Origin of the sequence: Hyphomonas sp., assembly GCF_046313735.1 — a bacterium.
GTDB lineage: Bacteria > Pseudomonadota > Alphaproteobacteria > Caulobacterales > Hyphomonadaceae > Hyphomonas.
Genome location: NZ_JBKBXW010000087.1, coordinates 1 through 2,885, shown reverse-complemented (window position 1 = coordinate 2,885; position 2,885 = coordinate 1). Strand labels below are relative to the sequence as shown.

At 65.0% G+C, this 2,885-nt stretch carries 3 protein-coding genes; 1 reads left to right on the top strand and 2 read right to left on the bottom strand.

Features of this window, described 5'->3' with window-relative positions; translation table 11 throughout:
- Positions 1 to 440, bottom strand: a 440-nt coding sequence (locus ACK4SV_RS16565) for a cadherin repeat domain-containing protein (protein WP_409918949.1), incomplete at its 3' end; no start/stop codon positions are given.
- A 157-nt stretch (positions 441 to 597) separates the two neighbouring features.
- Between ACK4SV_RS16565 and ACK4SV_RS16560 the strand changes: the two genes are divergently transcribed.
- Positions 598 to 1,857: a multidrug effflux MFS transporter gene (locus ACK4SV_RS16560; protein WP_409918948.1), complete on the top strand. Its 1,260-nt coding sequence runs from the start codon at positions 598 to 600 to the stop codon at positions 1,855 to 1,857.
- 6 nt (positions 1,858 to 1,863) lie between these two features.
- Here the strand turns inward: ACK4SV_RS16560 and rimK are convergent.
- A partial coding sequence (rimK, locus tag ACK4SV_RS16555; protein ID WP_409918947.1) for a 30S ribosomal protein S6--L-glutamate ligase occupies positions 1,864 to 2,885 on the bottom strand: 1,022 nt, incomplete at its 5' end.

Sequence of the window (2,885 nt, the reverse complement as noted above, 5' to 3'; positions counted from 1 at the left end):
ATGCCGACTTCGACCTGCAGCACTGTAATCTCGACCGTCAGGCTGGCGACGCCGCCCCGGCCATCGCGCGCCTCGAACGTCACGCGGTAGACATTGTTACCGTCCGCGTCCTGCGGCGCATTGAAGTCCAGCGGCTGGGGCAGAGACAGAACTCCGGTCGCCGGAGCGAAACTGAACACCGCCGCATCCCCGCCCGGAACCAACGACAACGTGATCGGGTCCCCATCGGGATCGGTGGCCGTCAGCGTATAGACAGGTCCGGTCGTCTGCTCATTGACGGTGACCGAGGCCGGCGAGGTGATGACCGGCGGCCAGTTCGCAGCCGGAGGCGGCGGCGCCGGGCTTCCACCCCCACTGCTGCCCCCGCAGGCAACAAGAACAAACAATGCCGCCAGAAGGACGACGTTCCATGCGCTCAGGGCGTGTGTGGGCGGTCTCATGCCATTGCAACCTAGCATCGAGTCTTACCGCGCCTGCCTATCTTTTCGGACAGCTTCTACAATCGCAGGCCAGATACGCCGGATCGCCCGCTGGCCAAGCCGCCTGAAAGGGTTCAGAAGGCCTGATTCAGTTTGCCGCGATAAGGACAATCCCAGCATGGACGGCGATTCGGCAGACAGGCCCGCAGCCCTTCAACCGGCCCAGCCGAGACGCCTCGGCAAGCCGGAACTGATCGCCATGGTCGCCGGGCTGATGGCGCTGAACGCCATCGCCATCGACATCATGTTGCCTGCCCTCGGCGAAATCAGCCGCGCCACCGGCCTCGTGGCCGAGGGCGCCCCGCGCGACAATCGCCAGCAGCTGATCATCTTCGCCTATGTGCTCGGCTTCGGCGCACCTCAACTCGCCTGGGGCCCGATCACCGACCGCTTCGGCCGCCGTGCGCCGCTGTTCATCGGGCTGATCGGCTATGTCGCCACCGCCTTTCTCTGTGTCATCCTCAAGGATTTCTGGGCGCTGCTCGCCGCGCGCTTCCTGCAGGGCGTGTTCGCTTCCGGCGCGCGGATCGTGGCCGCCGCGGTGGTGCGCGACCTGTTCGTGGGCCGCAGTATGGCGAGTTTCATGTCGCTGGTGATGACCATCTTCATGATCGTGCCGATTATCGCGCCAGGCGCCGGACAGCTGATCCTACTGTTCGCACCTTGGGAGGGCATCTTCGTGGTGCTGGCGGGTTGGGGCCTGATGATGCTCATCTGGACCTGGGCGCGCCTGCCGGAAACCCTGCCGCCAGAAGCCCGGCGACCGCTGAACCTGCGCAGCGCAGGCAGCGCCTATCTGGAGGTCGTCCGCTCGCCCGTCAGCTTCGGCTACATGATGGCATCCGGCATTATCTTCGGCGCACTGTTCGCCTTCATCGCCTCGTCCGAACAGGTGTTCCGGGAAGTCTTCCGGATGGAGAACACCTTCGCGCTCTGGTTTGCCGGCGTCGCGGCGGCCCTCGCCGTCGCCAACTTCACCAATTCACGCCTGGTCGAGCGGCTTGGCATGCGCCTCATAAGCCATGCGGCCTTGATCATGTTCATTCTCACCTCGCTGGTCCTGACTCTCACGACGCTGGCGTTTGGTGAAAATTTCGCGGTGTTCTTCCCGATCTTTGCGCTCAGCTTCGCCTGTTTCGGCATGATGGGATCGAACTTCTCCGCCCTCGCCATGGAACCGCTCGGCAAGATCGCCGGGACGGCCTCGGCTGCCTATGGCTTTGCCACGACGCTGATTTCGAGCCTGATCGGCATGCTGATCGGCGCGCAATACAATGGGACGACCATACCGCTCACGGCGGGCTTCGTCGGTCTGGGGGTCGTTTCGCTGGGAATCGTGCTCGTCACGGAAAAAGGCCGGCTATTCTCCAGCCGCTGACGGCGCCTACAGAAGCGGCTCACGCTGGCGGGCGAGCGGCCGGATAACCGTTTCCAGATGCTCGATGATGCGCGCGGCGATGTCCTTGCCGGTCGCCGCTTCGATGCCCTTGAGGCCGGGAGACGAGTTCACTTCCAGAACCTTCGGACCAGCAGACGTCTGCAACAGGTCCACGCCCGCGATCTGCAGCCCGAGCACTTTGGCGGCTTCCCGTGCGATGTCGCGCTCCGCCGCCGAGAGTTTCGCCGGGCTGGCCGTGCCGCCGCGGTGGAGGTTCGAGCGGAACTCGCCCGTCTCCGCCTGACGCCGCATCGCGCCCACGACCTTGTTGCCCACAATGAACGCGCGGATATCGGCCCCGCCCGCTTCCTCCACGAATTCCTGAACCAGAAAGTTTGCGTCCAGCCCCCGGAACGCATCGACCAGATGCTCCGCGGTCTTGCGCGTCTCCGCCAGCAGAACCCCCTTCCCCTGCGTGGAGGACAGCAGCTTCAGCACCACCGGCGCCCCGCCAGCCACCGCAATCAGGCCCTTGGTATCCTTCGGGCTGTGCGCGAACGCCGTGATCGGCATGGCTATCTTGGCGCGGGCAAGCAGCTGGTGCGCCAGCAGCTTGTCGCGCGAGCGGCCAATGGCGCCCGCCGTGTTGAGGCAATACGCACCGGTGTTCGAGAACTGGCGCAGCACCGCCATGCCATAATCGGTGATCGTCGCGCCGATGCGCGGAATGACGGCGTCATAGCGCGGCAGCGCCTCGCCGTCATAATGCACCTCCGCGTCCGCTGCGCCGATGCGCATGTAACAGCGCGCGGTATCGATCACCTCGATCACATGCCCGCGCGTTTCCGCCGCCTCAATGAGCCGCAAGGACGAATAATTGCGGGGCTCCCGCGTTAGCAACGCGATACGCAGCGGCCGTTTCACCGGCTTGCGGCGCGGCAGGCCCTGATAGGTCTGATAGCTCAGCTGCGGCTGCAGAAAGGAGGCGTTCGGATCAATGATCCAGCTCGGCTGGATCGCCGCCCGGC

Bases quoted from the DNA above. Each gene is read 5' to 3' on its own strand.
- ACK4SV_RS16560 (WP_409918948.1), top strand. From the start codon at position 598: ATGGACGGCGATTCGGCAGACAGGCCCGCAGCCCTTCAACCGGCCCAG.